Source organism: Vibrio sp. 10N.222.52.B12, assembly GCF_002875385.1.
In the GTDB taxonomy this organism is placed as follows: domain Bacteria; phylum Pseudomonadota; class Gammaproteobacteria; order Enterobacterales; family Vibrionaceae; genus Vibrio; species Vibrio jasicida.
Map to the genome: position 1 here is coordinate 15621 of NZ_MDAW01000097.1, position 17796 is coordinate 33416.

The 17796-nt window shown below is 44.4% G+C and carries 22 protein-coding genes and 1 riboswitch; of the genes, 11 read left to right on the plus strand and 11 right to left on the minus strand.

Features of this window, described 5'->3' with window-relative positions:
* Positions 1–99 precede the first annotated feature (99 nt).
* A riboswitch (purine riboswitch) is annotated at positions 100–199 on the minus strand.
* Positions 200–518: 319 nt separating this feature from the next.
* The 3 genes from BCT11_RS05495 to BCT11_RS05505 all read right to left on the minus strand — a co-directional run bounded on the left by BCT11_RS05495 (position 519) and on the right by BCT11_RS05505 (position 1435).
* Positions 519–659: a hypothetical protein gene (locus tag BCT11_RS05495; RefSeq protein ID WP_038865151.1), complete on the minus strand. Its 141-nt coding sequence runs from the start codon at positions 657–659 to the stop codon at positions 519–521.
* A gap of 51 nt (positions 660–710) precedes the next feature.
* Complete coding sequence (locus BCT11_RS28310; RefSeq protein WP_038865152.1) at positions 711–920, minus strand: hypothetical protein; 210 nt, start codon at positions 918–920, stop codon at positions 711–713.
* A gap of 305 nt (positions 921–1225) precedes the next feature.
* Positions 1226–1435 (minus strand): cold-shock protein, encoded by a 210-nt coding sequence (locus tag BCT11_RS05505; RefSeq protein ID WP_038865154.1) that lies wholly within the window; start codon positions 1433–1435, stop codon positions 1226–1228.
* A gap of 324 nt (positions 1436–1759) precedes the next feature.
* Between BCT11_RS05505 and BCT11_RS05510 the strand changes: the two genes are divergently transcribed.
* On the plus strand, positions 1760–2608 hold the full coding sequence (locus BCT11_RS05510; protein ID WP_045421998.1) for a pirin family protein: 849 nt from the start codon (positions 1760–1762) through the stop codon (positions 2606–2608).
* A 179-nt stretch (positions 2609–2787) separates the two neighbouring features.
* On the opposite strand, the gene BCT11_RS05515 is transcribed toward BCT11_RS05510, so the two are convergent.
* The gene (locus BCT11_RS05515; RefSeq protein WP_102387508.1) at positions 2788–3642 is read right to left on the minus strand and encodes a patatin family protein; all 855 of its coding nucleotides are present in this window, start codon (positions 3640–3642) and stop codon (positions 2788–2790) included.
* Between the two features lie 224 nt (positions 3643–3866).
* Between BCT11_RS05515 and BCT11_RS05520 the strand changes: the two genes are divergently transcribed.
* The 6 genes from BCT11_RS05520 to BCT11_RS05545 all read left to right on the plus strand — a co-directional run bounded on the left by BCT11_RS05520 (position 3867) and on the right by BCT11_RS05545 (position 9040).
* The gene (locus BCT11_RS05520) at positions 3867–4319 is read left to right on the plus strand and encodes a transcriptional repressor (protein WP_038865157.1); all 453 of its coding nucleotides are present in this window, start codon (positions 3867–3869) and stop codon (positions 4317–4319) included.
* Positions 4320–4414: 95 nt separating this feature from the next.
* Complete coding sequence (locus BCT11_RS05525; protein ID WP_102387509.1) at positions 4415–5758, plus strand: dihydroorotase; 1344 nt, start codon at positions 4415–4417, stop codon at positions 5756–5758.
* Between the two features lie 149 nt (positions 5759–5907).
* Complete coding sequence (locus BCT11_RS05530) at positions 5908–6468, plus strand: carbonate dehydratase (RefSeq protein ID WP_042606275.1); 561 nt, start codon at positions 5908–5910, stop codon at positions 6466–6468.
* Complete coding sequence (locus BCT11_RS05535) at positions 6458–7462, plus strand: GTP-binding protein (RefSeq protein ID WP_054755550.1); 1005 nt, start codon at positions 6458–6460, stop codon at positions 7460–7462. The genes BCT11_RS05530 and BCT11_RS05535 overlap by 11 nt, the downstream gene beginning before the upstream one ends.
* A 253-nt stretch (positions 7463–7715) precedes the next feature.
* On the plus strand, positions 7716–8624 hold the full coding sequence (dmeF, locus tag BCT11_RS05540; RefSeq protein WP_102387510.1) for a CDF family Co(II)/Ni(II) efflux transporter DmeF: 909 nt from the start codon (positions 7716–7718) through the stop codon (positions 8622–8624).
* The gene (locus BCT11_RS05545; RefSeq protein ID WP_038865162.1) at positions 8624–9040 is read left to right on the plus strand and encodes a MarR family transcriptional regulator; all 417 of its coding nucleotides are present in this window, start codon (positions 8624–8626) and stop codon (positions 9038–9040) included. The genes dmeF and BCT11_RS05545 overlap by 1 nt, the downstream gene beginning before the upstream one ends.
* Positions 9041–9243: 203 nt before the next feature.
* Here BCT11_RS05545 and BCT11_RS28020 read toward each other — a convergent pair whose 3' ends face one another.
* Together BCT11_RS28020 and BCT11_RS05555 are read right to left on the minus strand one after the other, a co-directional pair.
* Positions 9244–9420, minus strand: coding sequence for a hypothetical protein (locus BCT11_RS28020; RefSeq protein ID WP_155396650.1), 177 nt, complete (start codon positions 9418–9420; stop codon positions 9244–9246).
* Positions 9421–9455: 35 nt separating this feature from the next.
* Positions 9456–9791 (minus strand): hypothetical protein, encoded by a 336-nt coding sequence (locus tag BCT11_RS05555; protein WP_038865166.1) that lies wholly within the window; start codon positions 9789–9791, stop codon positions 9456–9458.
* A gap of 565 nt (positions 9792–10356) precedes the next feature.
* Between BCT11_RS05555 and BCT11_RS05560 the strand changes: the two genes are divergently transcribed.
* Positions 10357–10545: a hypothetical protein gene (locus BCT11_RS05560; RefSeq protein WP_102387512.1), complete on the plus strand. Its 189-nt coding sequence runs from the start codon at positions 10357–10359 to the stop codon at positions 10543–10545.
* A gap of 18 nt (positions 10546–10563) precedes the next feature.
* Here the strand turns inward: BCT11_RS05560 and BCT11_RS05565 are convergent, their stop codons facing one another.
* The 5 genes from BCT11_RS05565 to ugpB form a co-directional block, all read right to left on the minus strand.
* On the minus strand, positions 10564–11388 hold the full coding sequence (locus tag BCT11_RS05565; protein WP_102387513.1) for an HAD-IIB family hydrolase: 825 nt from the start codon (positions 11386–11388) through the stop codon (positions 10564–10566).
* The gene (locus tag BCT11_RS05570; RefSeq protein WP_198593918.1) at positions 11381–12526 is read right to left on the minus strand and encodes a sn-glycerol-3-phosphate import ATP-binding protein UgpC; all 1146 of its coding nucleotides are present in this window, start codon (positions 12524–12526) and stop codon (positions 11381–11383) included. Before BCT11_RS05570 ends, BCT11_RS05565 begins: the two co-directional genes overlap by 8 nt.
* The gene (ugpE, locus tag BCT11_RS05575) at positions 12527–13375 is read right to left on the minus strand and encodes a sn-glycerol-3-phosphate ABC transporter permease UgpE (RefSeq protein WP_005439065.1); all 849 of its coding nucleotides are present in this window, start codon (positions 13373–13375) and stop codon (positions 12527–12529) included.
* Positions 13375–14256, minus strand: a complete 882-nt coding sequence (gene ugpA / locus BCT11_RS05580; RefSeq protein ID WP_038865173.1) for a sn-glycerol-3-phosphate ABC transporter permease UgpA — start codon at positions 14254–14256, stop codon at positions 13375–13377. Before ugpA ends, ugpE begins: the two co-directional genes overlap by 1 nt.
* A 127-nt stretch (positions 14257–14383) precedes the next feature.
* Positions 14384–15691, minus strand: coding sequence for a sn-glycerol-3-phosphate ABC transporter substrate-binding protein UgpB (gene ugpB, locus BCT11_RS05585; RefSeq protein ID WP_102387515.1), 1308 nt, complete (start codon positions 15689–15691; stop codon positions 14384–14386).
* A 230-nt stretch (positions 15692–15921) separates the two neighbouring features.
* Here ugpB and BCT11_RS05590 point away from each other — a divergent pair, with 230 nt between their 5' ends.
* From BCT11_RS05590 to BCT11_RS05600, 3 genes are all read left to right on the plus strand, one after another.
* Positions 15922–16674 carry a glycerophosphoryl diester phosphodiesterase gene (locus tag BCT11_RS05590; protein ID WP_102387516.1) on the plus strand — a complete coding sequence of 251 codons (753 nt, stop codon included), beginning with the start codon at positions 15922–15924 and terminating at the stop codon, positions 16672–16674.
* Positions 16667–17419, plus strand: coding sequence for a DeoR/GlpR family DNA-binding transcription regulator (locus BCT11_RS05595; protein WP_102387517.1), 753 nt, complete (start codon positions 16667–16669; stop codon positions 17417–17419). Before BCT11_RS05590 ends, BCT11_RS05595 begins: the two co-directional genes overlap by 8 nt.
* Positions 17420–17537: 118 nt before the next feature.
* Positions 17538–17756, plus strand: coding sequence for a hypothetical protein (locus BCT11_RS05600; protein WP_005439057.1), 219 nt, complete (start codon positions 17538–17540; stop codon positions 17754–17756).
* Positions 17757–17796: the final 40 nt, after the last annotated feature.

Below are 17796 nucleotides of genomic sequence, written 5' to 3' on the forward strand. Positions count from 1 at the left end.
ATAAACTCCCACTTTTTCTTATGGTTGTTGTGGATGCAGTTACTCTAAGAATAGGTATAGATTGGAAAAAATCGAACGCTATTACAAAGAGTAAGATCCACAGTGATCTCAACTCTTCGTAATCAGCACTTTAAGGGAGCTGGTAGAGACCCCCAAACCATATCATTGGGGTTATACGAAGCAAACGGTTGCGATTATACGCAAAAAATCGGGGTTGGCTAGCGTTGTTAGAAAACAGATGGGTGATAGTAAAATGGAGAAGAAGGTTAGTCTTTCGGGCGTTGCAGGGGTTATTTCATCGCGGGGTGTTTCGGTCCCAGCACACACCGAGCTGTGAATCGATTATTCAGAGGCTAATTCTGAATGACACCTTGCGAGAAATTTGGTGTTTAATATCGGGTTTCTGTGCGTTGCTCATTGTGAACTGAGAAGGGGTGGCGATACCTTGCACATCGATATTTTTAATAGGTAAGAGTAATGAAAAGAGTATGGAGGGATTTCATTCATTCGTTTAAACATTAAAGATCAAACAATTTATCAAATTCTCTTTGCTCCATAATGTCCTCAATACGTCGGCGTGTTTGTTGTTTTACTGCAGCGGCGTTTTGTTCAGACTCTTTCTTTTCTTGTTCTATTTGTTTTTTACTTTTTCTGGCCATTTGAATACCTTCCTAGTTATTCGCATTACTAATTAATGCATCAAAATAGACTTATTTGATACTAAAACTTCCTAACTTTGAACCTGAGTCACACAGTATTTCACCTGAGTAGCTCTTCTCACAGTATTTAAAATCAATGAGATAACAAGTTGATTGAAGCTTTGGCAGTATATGGCGCCTTAAAATGTCACCGTTAAGTTGATGTATTTTGGCGTTCCAAGAAATGTCGGGTTGTTTTAAACGGAATTCAATTTCTAACATCTATTCTCCTGTTTCTTTGTGATTTTTTCTTTATTTGATAATTGATACCAGTGTCGTTGACGACCAGTTCTTCTAGACATAATTTTTCCTAATTTTAAGTAAGTGATATACCAACGATTACAATAGTGTTCTAACGATAGATACAGTGTGCTAATGATGGATATCATGTCCGCAACCCATTTATTTTAGGCAGCAGAAAACCGAGCAAATTTTATTGAATATTGCTGAGTGTTAAGTGTGAGGAATTTTTGAAGGGGGAGGAGAGTTTGGTGCAGCAAGGAGATGCTGCACCAAGAAAAGCTATCTTATAGAGGAGTAACTTCAGTCGCTTGAGGACCTTTTTTACCATCTTCTACATTGAAGCTTACTTTCTGACCTTCAGTCAAAGTTTTGAAACCGTCAGCAACGATAGCGTTGAAGTGTACGAATACATCTTGGCCGCCGTTGTCTTGAGATAGGAAACCAAAACCTTTAGTTTCGTTAAACCATTTTACTGAACCAGTTACTTTAGACATAAAAACCTCTGAATTTAAACAATAATATACGAGTTTTAGTGGATCTTTTTTAAGCTATTGAATGTGCAATCAAGAGGAAGTTTTACGCAGGTGTCTGAATTGAGGGATTCAAGAATTTACTGAGAGGGAACTTAAACTAAATGTAGCATTAACAGCTCTCTTCTAAGAGCCAGCCGTCACTATACAGCGTGTTTGAAAAATAGCTACCATTATTTTGAATTTATTTTTGTTCGAAAAAATCGATGGAGTAGAACAACTTCATCCACTCATGATTTTCTCCCGCCCTTTCTACAATGGAACCATACCAATAAGGGAGGCAAGATTATGAGTACATTGAGAGAGATTCGTCAGGTTATTCGTTCACACGCAACCGCGGATGGTGATGGTGTAAAGATTCGTCGAGTTGCCGGATTCAACAACGCCAGCTTTTCTCCTTTCTTGATGGTGGATGAACTGAAGTCTGATCAGCAAGCGGATTATATTGGTGGCTTTCCTCCACATCCTCACCGTGGCATAGAAACGCTAACGTACATGATGAAGGGCCATTTCCAGCATCGCGACCATATGGACAATGTTGGTGAACTTCGTTCCGGTGGAGCCCAATGGATGGCCGCAGGGCGTGGCGTTATTCATAGTGAAATGCCAATCATGCAAGATGGCGCTTTGCATGGATTTCAGATTTGGATTAACCAGCCAGCGCGCAACAAAATGACGCCAGCGCAATACCATGACTTTCAACCTGAAACGATCACTGAGTATCACCAGGAAACACAAGGTTTGGTGAGAGTGTTGTCCGGCGATCTGAATATAAATGGTGAAGTGATTCGAGGTCCACTGGATAAAACGGGTGTGCCCGTTACGGTTGCTGATTGGCGTTCTGCCTCCGGGGACTGTTTAAATCTTATAACACCCTCGCATCACAACATGATGGTGTATGCCTACAAAGGCAATGTAAGTCTTGGTGACCGTGTTGTTAAGCAGGGGGAAATGGCCTTGCTGTCTCAAGGTGATACGGCTGAGTTAAACGCGAATGAGGCTAGCGGTGCGCTTATCTTCATCGGTGAGCCGATTGATGAATCAGTTGTACACTATGGTCCTTTTGTAATGAACAGCATCGAAGAAATCGAACAAGCGATTCAAGATTACAACGCAGGTTTATTTGAGACTTATTAAACCGTTAGGAAAACATGCTGTTTGGCTGCACAGCAAGATGGAAAAAGCGCACAATGATTTGGAACTCCCTTATTGAGTTCAACTGCAAGCAAAGACGATATCCACAGCCATCGAATTTGCAACAGCCACGCCTAGTCGGTGTGGCTTTTTTTATCTGTTTAGTTTTTGATTCGTGCTACCTAGTTCCTAATTTTGTTCCAGCGTTCAATGGCGTGTTGACCAAATTCAATGCCAAGCTCATAAGCTTTACGTAGTGGCTCTGGAGAGCGACTTAAGCGCTTAAGTTTAAAACCTTCCGGAGGGCAAATCTGGATGATCTCAACACCTGCTGGTGGATTCTCTATTAATTCCAAAGACTGGTTATAACGAACGTGGCGAGTGAGCATTGGCTTGACCAACGCAGGGTGATCTTTCAATAGACGCGCGGTGAGTTTTTCAAACTTTGGTTTGGATTTTCGATAACTTACAGGTCTGCTCCGTAAGACCATGATTTTGGTTGCCCCGCGCTTGATGGCTTCTGCGACAGGAATAGCGTCGGCGACCCCACCATCGACATATTTTATTCCTTTCAACGCGACACCGTTGCGATACAAAATAGGTAATGCGCTGCTTGCCTTCATTGTTTCCGCGAGCATATCAATTGTCGGGGTTAAGTACTCTGCTTGTCCGTTGTCTTGGCGAGTGACACCTAAAAAGAAAGGGCGAGCATCAGCAGACAGTACCGCTCTGTCTATATCGAGCTCTTTGAGTGTGATTTCCCACATCCAATCTAAATCCATCATGTCTCCGCCACGCACAAGCTGCGTTGGAGAGATAAATTCATTACGTAGGCTGTAATCGAGATAAATTTTAAGGTTTCGCCCCGGCATATTTGCAAGGTAAGCCGCTAGATTGCTTGCTCCCGCAGATACACCCCAAAAGCTATCAAAGGGTGAGAAGTTATTAGCCATGAAGTGATCGAGTATGCCGCAGGAAAATACGCCGCGCATTGCGCCGCCTTCTACGATGAGAGCGCGAGAGCCAACTTGTTCCATCCTTGCCATCCGTTTTGATTGTTATGATTTGGGATATCAGGCTTCTAGAGTAACGGATCTAATTCATATACCCAAATCGCCCTTAGGCCAAGCGTTGTTGGCTCGTGAACCTCTGCCTTATCTTGGATACTTCTGTGTTAGCTTGATGAACTTTTAATTTATGTTATAACATAACAATTATTATAAAATATATTGGGTGGCATAAATGTTTTGTGAGGTGGGTAATGGGCGATATCGACGCGGTTATTAAGCATGTAGAGAAAATCTGTAAAGCTCGAGGCAAGCAACTGACATCAAAAAGGAAGCTCGTCTTAAAAGCACTGGTTCATTCTAACAAAGCGTTGTCAGCGTATGAGTTGATGGACTATTGCAAAACGCATTTTGATCAAAATATTCAGGCCATGTCGGTTTATCGTATTTTGGATTTCCTTGAAAGTGAACATTTGGCGCACAAGCTAAAGGTCTCTAATAAGTACATTGTCTGTTCTCATATCCTGTGCGACCACGAACATGGTATCCCTCAATTTCTGATTTGCTCTAAATGCGACAAAATCAGCGAGCAAACCATCGATCCTGCCATGATTACTGGCCTTCAATCGAATGCGCGACAAGAAGGTTTTACGGTTATCAGCCCTCAATTGGAAATCAGTTGTGTCTGCGACGATTGTGTCAAATAGAGGTGTGAGCTCACTCTACCTACCATGAGCGCACAAAACTCACTTTGTGCGTCATTCATTTTTCATCCCTAACAAAAAGGAACCGGCGAAACATCATGCCTGCAACGCTGATTAAGAATGCCCGTGTGGTAAATGAAGGAACGATTACAGAAACAGATTTGCGGATTGTCGATCAGCGAATTGAAACCATAGAAAAGGATATTATGGCTCGCCCAGATGATGCAGTTATTGATGCGAAAGGCTGTTATTTGATCCCAGGAATGATTGATGACCAAGTGCATTTTCGTGAGCCAGGCTTAACCCATAAAGGCTCGATAGCGACAGAATCTCGTGCAGCGGTCGCGGGCGGTATTACCAGTTACATGGAAATGCCGAACGTAAACCCAGCGACAACCACAATTGATGCATTAGAGCGGAAGTTTGCAATTGCCGAGAACAACTCACTTGCAAATTACTCGTTTTACCTCGGTGCGACAGAAGACAATCTGGACCAAATTAAGTTGCTCGACCCAAGTAAGCATTGTGGCGTAAAAGTCTTTATGGGGGCTTCAACAGGGGATTTATTAGTTGAAGCGCCGCAAGCTTTGGACGCGATTTTCCGTGATTCGCCTGTGTTAATTGTCATCCATTGTGAAAGCGGCCCTAACATTGCTCAAAACAAGCAAAGGTTGCTGCAAAAAAAGTCGGAACTCACAATAGAAGATCACCCAGTGTTACGTGATGACGAAGCTTGCTATGCCTCCTCTTCTTACGCGGTTGAGTTAGCGAGAAAACACCATAGCCAACTGCATGTTTTACACATTACCACCGCCAAAGAACTTGCCTTGTTTGAGGCTGGCTCCATTCAAAATAAGAACATCACAGCAGAAGCTTGTGTTCACCACCTCTGGTTTAGCAATGAGGATTATGCGGAGCAGCGTGGTAACCAAATTAAATGTAACCCAGCAGTGAAATACCCAAGCGATCGTGAAGCGCTTCTAAAGGCATTAAGCACAGGCCAAATTGACATTATAGTGACCGACCACGCGCCTCATACATGGGAAGAAAAGCAAGTCCCTTACGACCAAGCACCTGCTGGCTTACCTTTGGTACAGCACGCACTACTGACGCTGTTTGATCAAGTGAGTCGTGGCCACATGACGATGGAGCAATTGGTAAAGAAAACCGCTCACAACCCTGCGATTCGTTATGGTGTTCAAGAGCGCGGTTTTATTCGCGAAGGCTACTTTGCTGATTTGGTTCTTGTTGATGCAGCAGCACCAACGCCGGTGACGAACGACAACAGCTTGTATCACTGCGGATGGTCACCGTTTGCTGGTCATACGTTCTCATCACAAATCAAAACAACGTGGGTGAACGGCGGTGTGGTTTATGCCAACCAACGAGTGATTGAACCAAAGGAATATGGCATGCGACTGTCATTTGAACGTCGGTGCTAGGTTTATCTCTGGGCTGATTTTTGACCTTCATTTTTGAAAGCTTATTTGTACTCCCTGTTTTTTAAACCTGATTTGTAGAAGCTGTAATACTTGAAGTTAGACGTTGTAGTTTGAGTGTTTAATAAGACGCCGAATAAAGAGAAATCAATATGTTAAGAAGAAATCCAACAGGTCACATGCCGGAAGTGTCGGAAAATGCATTCATCGATCCGACTGCTATTATCTGTGGCAAAGTGATCATTGAAGATAACGTTTTTATTGGTCCTTATGCGGTGATTCGGGCTGATGAAGTCAATGAACAAGGCGATATGGAAGCCATCGTGATTAAGCGTGATACCAATATTCAAGACGGTGTGGTTATTCACTCGAAAGCGGGCGCTGCCGTGACCATTGGCGAGCGTTCTTCTATTGCACACCGTTCCATTATTCATGGGCCTTGTGAAGTGAGTGACGATGTTTTTATCGGCTTCAACTCGGTCGTTTTTAACGCCGTGATTGGCGCAGGTTGCGTGATTCGTCATAACTGTGTGGTGGATGGTCTAGACTTGCCAGAGCATTTCCATGTACCACCGATGACCAATATCGGTGCTGATTTTGACTTGAATAGCATCTCGAAAGTGCCACCAGAATATTCGGCGTTTTCGGAGTCTGTTGTATCTGCCAACCATGAGTTGGTTCAAGGTTATAGGAGAATCGCCAATGAGCTCTGATAATCAACCTATTTTAGGGGTTCCAACCAACATTATTACTGGTTTTCTCGGAGTGGGAAAAACTTCGGCGATTCTGAATTTAATGGCGAATAAGCCAGCGAATGAACGCTGGGCGGTATTGGTGAATGAGTTTGGCGAAATCGGTGTGGATGGCAGCTTGGTTCAAGGCCAGCACAGTGGGCAGCAACAAGTTTTCATCCGTGAAGTCCCAGGTGGTTGCATGTGCTGCGCTGCCGGTTTGCCAATGCAAATCGCGCTAAACCAACTGCTTAATGAAGCGAAGCCAGACCGCCTGCTGATTGAGCCAACTGGGCTTGGTCATCCAAAAGAAGTATTGCAAGTACTGTCGACGCAGCATTACCGAACCATATTATCATTGCAAAAGAACATTACGTTGGTGGATGCGCGTAAGCTTTCTGATGCTCGTTACACCGACCATGAGACCTTTAACCAACAAATTGCCATTGCCGATACCGTGGTGGGTAACAAACTCGATCTGTATCAAGAGGGCGATTCGGAAAAACTAAAGGCGTATGTTGAAAATGTTGGTCGTCCGAACACGAAGGTGATTTTTGCGCAGCATGGTGTGATTCCATTTGCCGAGTTCGAAGGGAATACCACTATTCATGAGAATCCTCCTCATCATCACCATCATCATGCGAATGAAAAGCCATTGGTTTCTGAGATGCCCATGCCAGAGAGTGGCTTGCTGAAAGCGATGAATGAAGGTGAAGGCTTTCAAAGCGTTGGTTGGCGATTCTCTCCTGAGAAAGTGTTTGATCGCCAGCAGCTCATCGTATTATTGGTTGATCTACAAGTAGAACGTATGAAAGCGGTCTTCATCACCAATAGCGGCATTTTTGGTTACAACCTTACTCCTGATGGTTTAACGGAAGTGGAACTGGATGACTGTGCAGAAAGCCGAATCGAATTGATTGCCGATAGGATTGATGAGCAATTTGAAGACAAGCTTCTCGCCTGCGAAATGCGATAGAATCACATAACTTGGGCGTTAAACCTGATAGGGTTCAACGCTCTTCTTTGTTTTTCCTCTCTTCTTCCTTTTTCTCTTTTTCTAACGATCTATCCTGACTTTTCAAAAATGCCTTTCTCTGCAATTCATGCGGCTCATCGGGCAATGTGCTTTCAACATCATTTATTTTCCGTATTGACATTGTTTGATTGTCAAACTAAATTGAAATCAAATAATTTGATAATCAAACTAAAATTGAAAGGTAAGTGTCGCAATGGCTGTATCGCAACATTCACATGATTTCGTTTCTCACAACCAAAAGGGTGAAAAACGCACGCTCTACGTATTGATTCTAACCGTGACCACTATGGTGGTGGAGATTGCTGCCGGAACCATGTTTGGTTCAATGGCATTGCTGGCAGATGGTTGGCACATGGGCACACACGCAGCGGCATTTTGTATTACTCTCTTTGCTTACCGCTACGCGGAACAAAATGCGCACAATGACCGCTTCTCATTTGGTACGGGTAAAGTCAGTGTACTTGGCGGTTTTACCAGTGCGATTGCGTTGGGGATTGTGGCATTGATGATGATGGTCGAATCGATTCATCGTCTCTTTAATCCAGAGAGTATCCAATTCAACGAGGCGATCATGGTGGCGGTGATTGGTTTAGTGGTAAACCTTGCAAGCATGCTGCTTCTGCAAGATCACCATCATCATGGGCATGACCATCATGATCACCACGGACACGATCACGAACATCATCACGACCACAACTTAACCGCTGCGTATTTCCACGTGCTAGCGGATACATTGACGTCTTTGTTGGCGATTGTGGCGCTGATTGTCGGTAAGTTTTACGGTTGGGTTTGGTTAGATGCCATGATGGGTATTGTTGGTGCTGTTGTGATTGGTAAATGGACGTTGGGCTTGATGAAGCAAACCGCGCCAGTACTTTTGGATGAGAGTATCGATAAGAACTATCGTAAAGAGATAAGAAAGTCTTTAGATCCGTATGCGGAGGTTGTCGACTTACATATCTGGAAAGTCAGTGGCCATCATTATTCTGCGGCGATTGCATTGAAGAATAAGAGTGATAAAACACTGGATGAATTTAAGCAAATACTGGCTAAGTTTGATAAGATTCATCATCTTACTTTGGAAGTTCAAACGACTGAGTGATGCGCGAATTAGAAAAGCTGAATCAAACGCTTACCGAGTTTTATGACAAAATGTCTTCTTGGGAGCAATCTGTAGTGAAAGGCACTGGTTATTCACTGGCTCAAATCCACACGATTGAAGTGTTGGGTGGGCATGGTGCACTGCGTATGAAAGAACTGGCGGAGAAGCTAGGGATTACGACCGGTACATTGACGGTTCAAATTGAAAAACTAGTGAAGGCGGAGTTGATTGAACGTTGTCCTCATCCAGAAGACCGCCGTGCTATTGTCGTGAAGTTAACACCAAGTGGCGAAGAAATTCACCACCACCACAATCAGCTGCATCTAGATTTGGTTCAGGACTTAACGCGTAATATCGACCCCGAGCATCAAGCCATTCTGTTTGCGTGCTTGCAGAAAATGAACAGAGAGTTTTGATTAGGCTTTTCGTTTCCTAACACAAACCCTGAACACCAAATTACAAAAAGTAGAGCACCGAAGTGCTCTACTTTTTTGTAAGCTCGATAGAATTTGTTCGATTGGCAGTTGTGTAAATGCGTACGTCACGCCAACACAGAATGCAGAACCGGTAATACCGATTCCAACAGTTGTTGCGAGTAAGAGAAGCGTAATTTTAGGCATTAGAGGCTAAACTCCTTTTTGAAGGTAGGGTACATCACCCCATTTGCTTCTTGATAAGTTTTAAAACCATAACCGAATGCTAGTGCTGCCATAACAATGGCAAATGCTGCAATATTTCTTCCTTTCATCCCTAAACTCTCAACTGTTGGAGGCAAAGTGACAACCACTCTGCCCATTGCGTTTCTATCGTTTATTGATCTTGGATGCTCAATTATTGGTTAAAGCACACGAACAGAACCCACGCTGTTGCCAGCACAAGTAGTGGTGTGAATACTTTTTGAATTGATGCACCATCGGTCAAATCGTAAATCACGATCGACTCTTTATAGAATGCGCGTTTGAATGAACTAAAGCTGATTTCATTTTTTACATCAGATTGCTCGTAGCGTTGACGCGCAGAGTCTGCCATTTGAGATTCAAGATCTTGCATCTCATATTCTTTGTTAAAAAATGCATCCCACGCCGAAATGCGAGCAATAGCTTTTGGTGAGCGATTGCCCTTTAGTTTTTCTAGACGCTTAGCGTATGCAGCTTGATATTTATCCACGATAAATTCCTACATGAATAGACTGTTATGCAGAACACAGCTTGAGATGTTCTGCTCAGTGGTTGTAAAAGCAAAAAATGGGAAATTAAAGGTGTACTTTCACATATAAAGATTGGGATTAATCGGTATGCAGCATCTGATTGTTAAAGAGCGAAAGAAATGTCATCCCTTGTGTTGCGGATAATATGGGCTGCTCTTGGATGCGACAAACAAAAATAATTGGTCAAAATAACAAGCAATCTTTGTTGCGGAATTGTCCGATCTAAGCGTAGTTAGCTGCTGAAAACGTTGAAATGTTATGCCTGATAAGGGGTTGAGAGGAATTTTAAGGTAAAAGGTTTTTAAGCACTTGTAACTGATAAAACTCATAACTGCTAATTATTAATACCATCAAAAACGTTATTCTTTTTCTCGTTGGAGTGGTTATAAAAGATTGGGAATTTTGATTTTCTCATGCAATCCGCCGCAGTCTTTACTCCTTCTTTCACTCAATCCGTGGTATTTCCCCCCATGGATGATACTCGGATTGAGTGGTTTTTTTTGTAAAGAGAGAAAGAACAGAGTTATGGAACAACAGCAGTTTAGAACCTTGAAGCGCCACCTAAATAACTTAACGTTATCGCAATTAAATGAAATTGATAGGCTGATTAAAAACGCAAATAGACAGCAAGGAGCGGTAGATCTGAGCGAAGAAGAGCGCCAATTTATCCATGGTTTGTTTACCAAAGAAACATCAACGCCTTCTTATTCATAGCTTGTCACTGCTGGCGGTTTATTCGCTAGCGTCATCGTCTTTTTTAGCCTGCACAATCAAGCTCGCTAACTGCGCAAAGCCAAATCCACCATATTCAGAAGTCAGATAGGTCGGCTGATGCGTTAAGCTGTCTAATAACGGGCGAATATTCTTTACGCCGAAAGTCACGGGTAACCATTCAAACATCCCTTCATCATTTAATGAATCTCCTACGTACGTCACTCGATTCAAATTGGGTAACGTCCCCTGATTAAATTGCTTAATGTAGGCTTCGCTGCTGCTTCGTTTGCTGTGGCTTCCTATCCAAGCATTGATATGAATGGAGCTTAGGGTCGCGTTGACTGGGTTAGATTCTACGTTAAGATGCAAAATACGGTTGAGGATCTCCATCGTAATTGAAGCCGCGACAGGGGAACGATCTTGGGCAATGTTGACCGCTACATCGCAGAACCGAAAGCTCTGATCTTGGCTTAACTCAACTTCAGAATACTCCGTCAAAATGCCCTTTATAGTTTCTTGCAATGTGCGTTGTTCTTTTCGCATCACTTCCGCTGGGCGCGCAAAGGTAGTTCTGAATCCTGCGGCGTCTTTTCTCATCCAAAAAGCGCCGTTTTCACCTATGATCCCATGCAGCGGCCACATCTTTGCCATTTGGTCACACCAACCAGCACATGCGCCTGTTACAGCGACCACTTCTACACCCACGCGCTCTAGCTCTGCGAGCGCAATTAAAGTGTCTGGCGGCAGCTTTCCTTGCCAAGTTAATGTGTCGTCTACGTCGGTCAACAACCATTCAATGTTTCTCAGATACTCTGTATTGAGCTCTGATAGTGGACTAGGCATTCACCACTCCTCGTTGTGTCTGTTTGTCATCTATCGTACTTTTAACTGGCGTTGATAATGCCGCTTTGAGTGAGCAATCAATGCGCTTTTCGGTATTGGCATTAAATAAGTGAAGGTGCTTGGGTTTGATATCTAAACCGAGTTTGTCCCCGATTTGAATCGGCGTATGTCCCTCAACTCGAACAACCAGCTTTTGTGAATCACCGCCTTCTGTGCGGCAGTAAAGCAACAAATCAGCACCGAGCGATTCAATCAATTCCACTTCTACTTGCAACCATGGTTTATCTTGGTTGATTTGTAAATGCTCCGGACGAAGACCTAGTTTTACTACCCCCAAATCCAAGTTTGTTGTGGATGTAGGAAGCAGTGCGTCACCAATAGTAATGCCGTCGACGGTAGCATTGGCATCCAAGATGTTCATGGATGGTGAACCAATAAAGGTCGCGACAAACAGAGAAGCAGGGTTGTCGTATATCTCTAGCGGTGTACCCACTTGTTCTACATTGCCTTTGTTGAGCACCACGAGTTTGTCCGCGAGTGTCATGGCTTCTACTTGGTCGTGGGTAACGTAGACCGATGTAGTTCCGAGGCGATGTTGCAGCTTCTTAATTTCCAAACGCATTTGAACACGCAATTTGGCGTCTAAGTTAGATAGAGGCTCATCAAACAAGAACACCTTTGGTTCACGTACAATTGCACGCCCCATCGCGACACGCTGACGTTGCCCGCCAGATAATTGCCCCGGTTTTCGGTCGAGTAGATGATCCAACTCCAGCATCTTTGCTGCTTCGTGAACCAATCGCTCGATTTCCGCTTTTGGTGTTTTACGGTTGCGCAGCCCATAAGCCATGTTGTTGTACACCGTCATGTGTGGGTACAAGGCGTAGTTCTGGAATACCATAGCAATGTCGCGTTCACCCGGTTCGAGATCGTTGACGACTGTGGTGTCGATCTTGAGCTCACCAGAGCTGATTTCTTCTAGACCCGCAATCATGCGAAGTAAGGTGGATTTACCGCAGCCACTTGGGCCAACCAGCACGACCATTTCGCCGTCGCAGATATCAAGATTGAGTTTTTGGATCGCCTGATAGCCGTTCGGATAACATTTAGCGATATTAGAAAGAGTTAACGTGGACATTTATTTCTCCGAATCTACCAGACCTTTAACAAAGGCTTTTTGCATTGCAATTACCACAATCACGGGTGGCAACATGGCGATAATGGTGGTGGCCATAATTTTGTTCCATTCCACAACACCATCAACTACTCCAAGCATCTGTTTAATGCCCATCACGATGGTGTAGTACTGCACGTCAGTGGTGATCAGCAGTGGCCATAGATATTGGTTCCAGCCGTAAATGAAAGTGATGACGAACAGTGCGGCGATGTTGGTACGCGACAGAGGCAACAAGATATCGAAGAAGAACTTGATTGGTCCTGCGCCATCAATGCGTGCTGCTTCCACTAACTCATTCGGTACCGTTAAAAAGAACTGACGGAACAAGAAAGTAGCGGTCGCACTGGCAATCAGCGGAATGGTTAAGCCGTAAAATGAGTTGAGCATGTTGAGGTTCGTAATCACCTCAAACGTCGGCATGATGCGAACTTCAACGGGTAACATCAGCGTGAAGAAAATCATCCAGAACGCCAGCATTCGCCCCGGAAAACGGAAGAACACCACTGCATACGCTGACATGATGGAAATGCTCAACTTACCGATGGTAATGCACATCGCCATAATGAAAGAGTTCAGCAGCATGCTGCCAATCGGCAAAGTATTGTTGTTGTACTGAGTGTCGTTACTCAACAAGTCAGTAAATACACTAAAACCCAAATCTCCAAACCAAAGTGGAGTGCCAGTAGCGAATGCGCTGTTTTCATGGGTAGTGGCTACGATTGCAATCCAAACCGGAAGCGCAATCGAAATGATGCCAAGAATCAAAATGACATGGCAAAACAGATTAAAAAACGGTCTTCTTTCTACCATCAGTACGCCACCTTCTTCTCAACATACTTAAATTGAATCACAGTCAGGGAAGCAACCAAGATCATCAGGATCACGGACTGCGCGGCCGATGAACCTAAATCCAGCCCGATAAAGCCATCGTTGTAGACTTTGTAAACCAAGGTCGAGGTGCTGTTACTCGGACCGCCTTGTGTCATCGCGTGGATGATGGCGAACGTATCAAAGAACGCATAAACAAAGTTCACGACCAACAAGAAAAAGCTGGTTGGTGAAATCAGCGGGAAGCTAATGGTGATAAAGCGTTTGATCGGGCCGCTACCATCAATGGCTGCGGCTTCGTGCAAAGATTTCGGCACGGATTGAAGTGCCGCTAAGAAGAACAGAAAGTTGTAGCTGATTTGCTTCCACGTCGAGGTGATGATCACCATCCACATCGCATGGGTCCCGTTGAGCGTTGGGTTCCAGTCTACGCCAAACAGGTTCAACAATTCGGTCATCACACCGATGGTTGGATCGAATAAAAATAGCCATAACGAACCTGCGACAACCGGAGCGACCGCATAAGGCCAAATCAAGAAGGTGCGATACATGGTCGCGCCACGGATGATTTGTTCGGCGAAAGCGGAAAGAACAAGTGCGCTGACCAACGCGAGCACCGCAACGCTGATGCTAAATTGCAGCGTGGTCATTAATGAATCTAAGTAAAGGGGATCATGGATGAGCTTTTCAAAGTTCTCCAAGCCCACAAACTCACGGCTCATGCCGAAAGCATCTTCAAGTTGAGAAGATTGGAAAATGGCTTGTCCTGCCGGCCAGATGAAGAACACCAAGGTGATCACCAACTGAGGTGCGATCAGAGCAACCGGAAGCCATTTGTGTTTAAAAACAACAGGTGAGGACATACAAATACCAAAGTAAAACAGGCAAGGTGTGTGAACGAATTCCCCACCCAAGATGGGCGGGGAGAGTGCGTATCTGAGCGGTTATTCGAATAAGACTCAGCGCATCATTGTTCGTTATAAATGTTCGTTACTTCTGTGTGCGCTCAAAGCGACGTAGCTGCTCGTCACCACGACGAACTGCATTGTTTAGCGCAGCTTGTGCCGTTGCTTTGCCTGCCCACACTGCTTCTAGCTCTTCATTGATGATGTCGCGTGTTTGCAGGAAGTTACCAAAGCGAATGCCTTTCGAGTTTTCTGTCGGCTCGGTTGACGTCATTTGTAGAACCGCTGTATCAGTGCCAGGGTTCTTAGCGTAGAAGCCTTGTTCTTTCGTTAGCTCGTAAGCCGCTTTAGTGATTGGTAGGTAACCTGTGAACTGGTGCCAATCTGCTTGGACTTCTGCACTAGAAAGGTAAGAGAAGAACTTCGCCACGCCTTTGTATTCCTCGCTTGAATGACCACGAAGTACCCAAAGTGATGCACCGCCGATGATGGTGTTTTGTGGCTTCGCGACAATCTCTGAATCATAAGGCAGTTGCGCTACGCCGATATCAACGTCTTTCATGTTCTCTTTAATGCCAGCCAGACCTGCTGACGAACCCATAGTCATGGCACACTCTTGGGTGTAGAACAGTGGCATACCATCAGATTGGCGACCGCCGTACTTAAAGATGCCTTCTTTCGACCATTTACCCATTTGGTCAATGTGACGAACAAATGCTGAATCATTGAATTTAAACTCAGTGTCTAAGCCAGCAAAGCCGTTGTTGTTATTGGCAACAGGAACATTGTTACGCGCACCAAAGTTTTCGATTTGCGTCCATGATTGCCACGTTGTGCTGAAACCACACTTCGCACTAGATGCCAGCAGCTTACGAGAAACTTCTTCCATCTCTTTCCATGTCTTTGGTGGGTTTGCTACGCCTGCTTTTGCGAACATGTCTTTGTTGTAGTAAAGCACTGGCGTAGAGCTATTAAATGGCAGGGAAAGCATGTTGCCTTCGTTTGTGGTGTAGTAACCCGTTACGGCTGAAAGGTAATCATCAGAGTTGAACGACTCTTTGGTGTCTTCCATCAATTGATAAACAGGATAAATCGCTTTGTCTGCGCCCGTCATGGTCGCCGTACCCACTTCGAATACTTGTACAATCGCTGGCTGTTCTTTTGCTCGGAACGCCGCGATAGCACTGGTCATGGTTTCTGCGTAGCTGCCTTTGTAAACCGGTTTGATCTCGTATTCTGATTGGCTTGCGTTAAAGTCTGCCGCAATTTCATTAACCTTGTTACCTAGCGCGCCGCCCATCGCGTGCCACCACTCAACCTCTGTTTTTGCTTGTGCTTGCGTGCTGATGAATGCCGCTGCAACTGCAAGTCCGGCGAGGTGTTTAATAGCCATAATGATTCCTTTTCATTGGATGATTTGAACAGGTGTTTCCTTGCGAATGTTCATTTTGATTATGAATCCGCTCCAAAAAATTCAAATGAACATTAAATGAGCCAAATGACGTTCTAGTTACAAAAAAATGAACTTATTTGAACATTACTTTCGTCACTATTTTGTAATCAAAGCGTCATTGAGGGTTGAGATAGTTCATTTGAAAACAAATGAAAAAGACGGAATAAAAAATGAAAATAACAGCACACCGCGGCTTATCCAGTTTGGCTCCAGAAAACACTTTATCGGCAATACAACGCGCCATTGAATTTGGTTGCGAATGGATTGAAATCGACGTTCAACTTAGTGCGGACAACATTCCTGTCGTCATCCATGACAAAACGGTCAACCGCTGCACGAATGGTCGAGGTAAAGTCAAAGATCTGACTTGGCAGGAGCTGAGAACACTCGACGCAGGCTTGTGGTTCGGTGATGACTTCGCAGGCGAACCTATCCCTAGTTTAGAAGAGACGCTTGAGCTCACTTCAAGAGCGGGTGTGAAGTTTAATATTGAATTGAAGGTTTACTCTGGTGACGAAATCGACCTGTTGTGCGAAAAGGTTGCGCAGGTGATTGAGCATTTGGGTGTAGAAGCGGACGCGATTCTGTTTTCTAGCTTTAACACAGAAGCCTTAATGATGATGAAAAACTACCTGCCGGAAGTGAGAAGAGGGCAGCTATGGCAAGAGATTCCAGATGATTCCGCTGTCGTGCTACAACACATCGATGCATACAGTGTGCATTGTGATTACCGCTTCCTGACCGAATTGCAAGCTCATAAAATCAAGCAGTATGGTTATCAACTCTTCTGCTATACACCAAACTTTCCTCAATTAGTTGAAGCACATTGGCGTTGGGGCGTGGATATGATGATTACAGATACGCCTCAACGATATAAAGTAAAAGTGCCTTCAGCCATACGAGAACCCGCACTGAATGAATAATTTAAACGTCCGTCAACAAAGCATCATTGAACTGGTTCATCAGCAAGAATATTGCTCGATAGAAGAACTTGCCCAACGTTTCGAAGTCACAACGCAAACCATTCGTCGCGACATCAATGAACTTTGTCGACTCGGACTCACCCGACGCCATCATGGTGGTGTCGGGCTGCCTGCCACTTTGAGCAATCGCAGCTATGCCTCTCGCCAAGTCACCAATCAACAGGAAAAGCAGATCATCGCCGATGAAGTAGTCAAAGCTATCCCAAACGGAACGACTTTGTTTCTAGGTATTGGTACTACGATTACTTTGGTTGCCGAACGTCTAGCTAATCACAGTGAGTTACGTGTGGTGACCAATAACTTCGAAGCGGCGCATATTCTTTCTCACTTTGAGAACATCGAAACTTGGATTCCTGGTGGTCGTATTCGTACTAACGATCGCGACGTGGTGGATGGTTCGACAGAGCAGTTTTACGGCCAGTTTTCCGCAGACATCGGAATTATTGGCTGCGCAGGTATCACCGAAATCGCGCAGCCTCATTCAGAGATGGTCAATTTTAGTCGCACTGAAGTTGATACTCAGTTGTTTGCGATGGAACATGAGTTGCGAGAAGCCAAGGTAAGCCAAGCAATTTTAGCCAACTCCGAACAAAAGTGGTTGGTGGCGAACAAGAGTAAATGGCAGCGAAGAGCCAACACTAAGGTGGCGCCACTCAATTATTTCGACCGCGTTTTCAGTAACTGATCTTTTGCTCGCCATACTTGTCCAACTCGTAGGAAAATCCGTTATTGATTCGACCTGCGTGATGCTTTTTCATCGCGATTCGCTATGCTTAGATGAATGAAAATAAAGAGGTTATGCCATGTTTGAATCGGATAAAACCAAAGTAAGAAACTTGCTTGTTGCGACACGTTTTGGTGTCTCTGCCTCTGAAATGCCAACCATTATTGGGGTGAAGCAAGATAAAGCGCTCAAGCTGATTAATGAGCTGAAGCAAGAAGGGGAAGACATTCACTCGTTAGGGGAAGGGAACAACCCAGAAGAGTTGGTGCTGTATTCGATTGGTGAAATAGAGCCTTAATTGAGCTAACAAGAACAACAAAAAAGCCGCCCATCGTTGG

What these genes read in the sequence shown, in the direction of transcription:
- BCT11_RS28020 (WP_155396650.1), bottom strand. Translation starts at nt 9,420, where the DNA reads ATGGGCAGAGTGGTTGTCACTTTGCCTCCAACAGTTGAGAGTTTAGGG.
- BCT11_RS05545 (WP_038865162.1), top strand. Translation starts at nt 8,624, where the DNA reads ATGCGCGAATTAGAAAAGCTGAATCAAACGCTTACCGAGTTTTATGAC.
- ugpE (WP_005439065.1), bottom strand. Translation starts at nt 13,375, where the DNA reads ATGGTAGAAAGAAGACCGTTTTTTAATCTGTTTTGCCATGTCATTTTG.
- BCT11_RS05515 (WP_102387508.1), bottom strand. Translation starts at nt 3,642, where the DNA reads ATGGAACAAGTTGGCTCTCGCGCTCTCATCGTAGAAGGCGGCGCAATG.
- BCT11_RS05560 (WP_102387512.1), top strand. Translation starts at nt 10,357, where the DNA reads ATGGAACAACAGCAGTTTAGAACCTTGAAGCGCCACCTAAATAACTTA.
- BCT11_RS05505 (WP_038865154.1), bottom strand. Translation starts at nt 1,435, where the DNA reads ATGTCTAAAGTAACTGGTTCAGTAAAATGGTTTAACGAAACTAAAGGT.
- BCT11_RS05530 (WP_042606275.1), top strand. Translation starts at nt 5,908, where the DNA reads ATGTTAAGAAGAAATCCAACAGGTCACATGCCGGAAGTGTCGGAAAAT.
- BCT11_RS05510 (WP_045421998.1), top strand. Translation starts at nt 1,760, where the DNA reads ATGAGTACATTGAGAGAGATTCGTCAGGTTATTCGTTCACACGCAACC.
- BCT11_RS05565 (WP_102387513.1), bottom strand. Translation starts at nt 11,388, where the DNA reads ATGCCTAGTCCACTATCAGAGCTCAATACAGAGTATCTGAGAAACATT.
- BCT11_RS05590 (WP_102387516.1), top strand. Translation starts at nt 15,922, where the DNA reads ATGAAAATAACAGCACACCGCGGCTTATCCAGTTTGGCTCCAGAAAAC.
- ugpA (WP_038865173.1), bottom strand. Translation starts at nt 14,256, where the DNA reads ATGTCCTCACCTGTTGTTTTTAAACACAAATGGCTTCCGGTTGCTCTG.
- BCT11_RS05570 (WP_198593918.1), bottom strand. Translation starts at nt 12,526, where the DNA reads ATGTCCACGTTAACTCTTTCTAATATCGCTAAATGTTATCCGAACGGC.
- dmeF (WP_102387510.1), top strand. Translation starts at nt 7,716, where the DNA reads ATGGCTGTATCGCAACATTCACATGATTTCGTTTCTCACAACCAAAAG.
- BCT11_RS05535 (WP_054755550.1), top strand. Translation starts at nt 6,458, where the DNA reads ATGAGCTCTGATAATCAACCTATTTTAGGGGTTCCAACCAACATTATT.
- BCT11_RS05495 (WP_038865151.1), bottom strand. Translation starts at nt 659, where the DNA reads ATGGCCAGAAAAAGTAAAAAACAAATAGAACAAGAAAAGAAAGAGTCT.
- ugpB (WP_102387515.1), bottom strand. Translation starts at nt 15,691, where the DNA reads ATGGCTATTAAACACCTCGCCGGACTTGCAGTTGCAGCGGCATTCATC.
- BCT11_RS05520 (WP_038865157.1), top strand. Translation starts at nt 3,867, where the DNA reads ATGGGCGATATCGACGCGGTTATTAAGCATGTAGAGAAAATCTGTAAA.
- BCT11_RS28310 (WP_038865152.1), bottom strand. Translation starts at nt 920, where the DNA reads ATGTTAGAAATTGAATTCCGTTTAAAACAACCCGACATTTCTTGGAAC.
- BCT11_RS05525 (WP_102387509.1), top strand. Translation starts at nt 4,415, where the DNA reads ATGCCTGCAACGCTGATTAAGAATGCCCGTGTGGTAAATGAAGGAACG.
- BCT11_RS05595 (WP_102387517.1), top strand. Translation starts at nt 16,667, where the DNA reads ATGAATAATTTAAACGTCCGTCAACAAAGCATCATTGAACTGGTTCAT.
- BCT11_RS05600 (WP_005439057.1), top strand. Translation starts at nt 17,538, where the DNA reads ATGTTTGAATCGGATAAAACCAAAGTAAGAAACTTGCTTGTTGCGACA.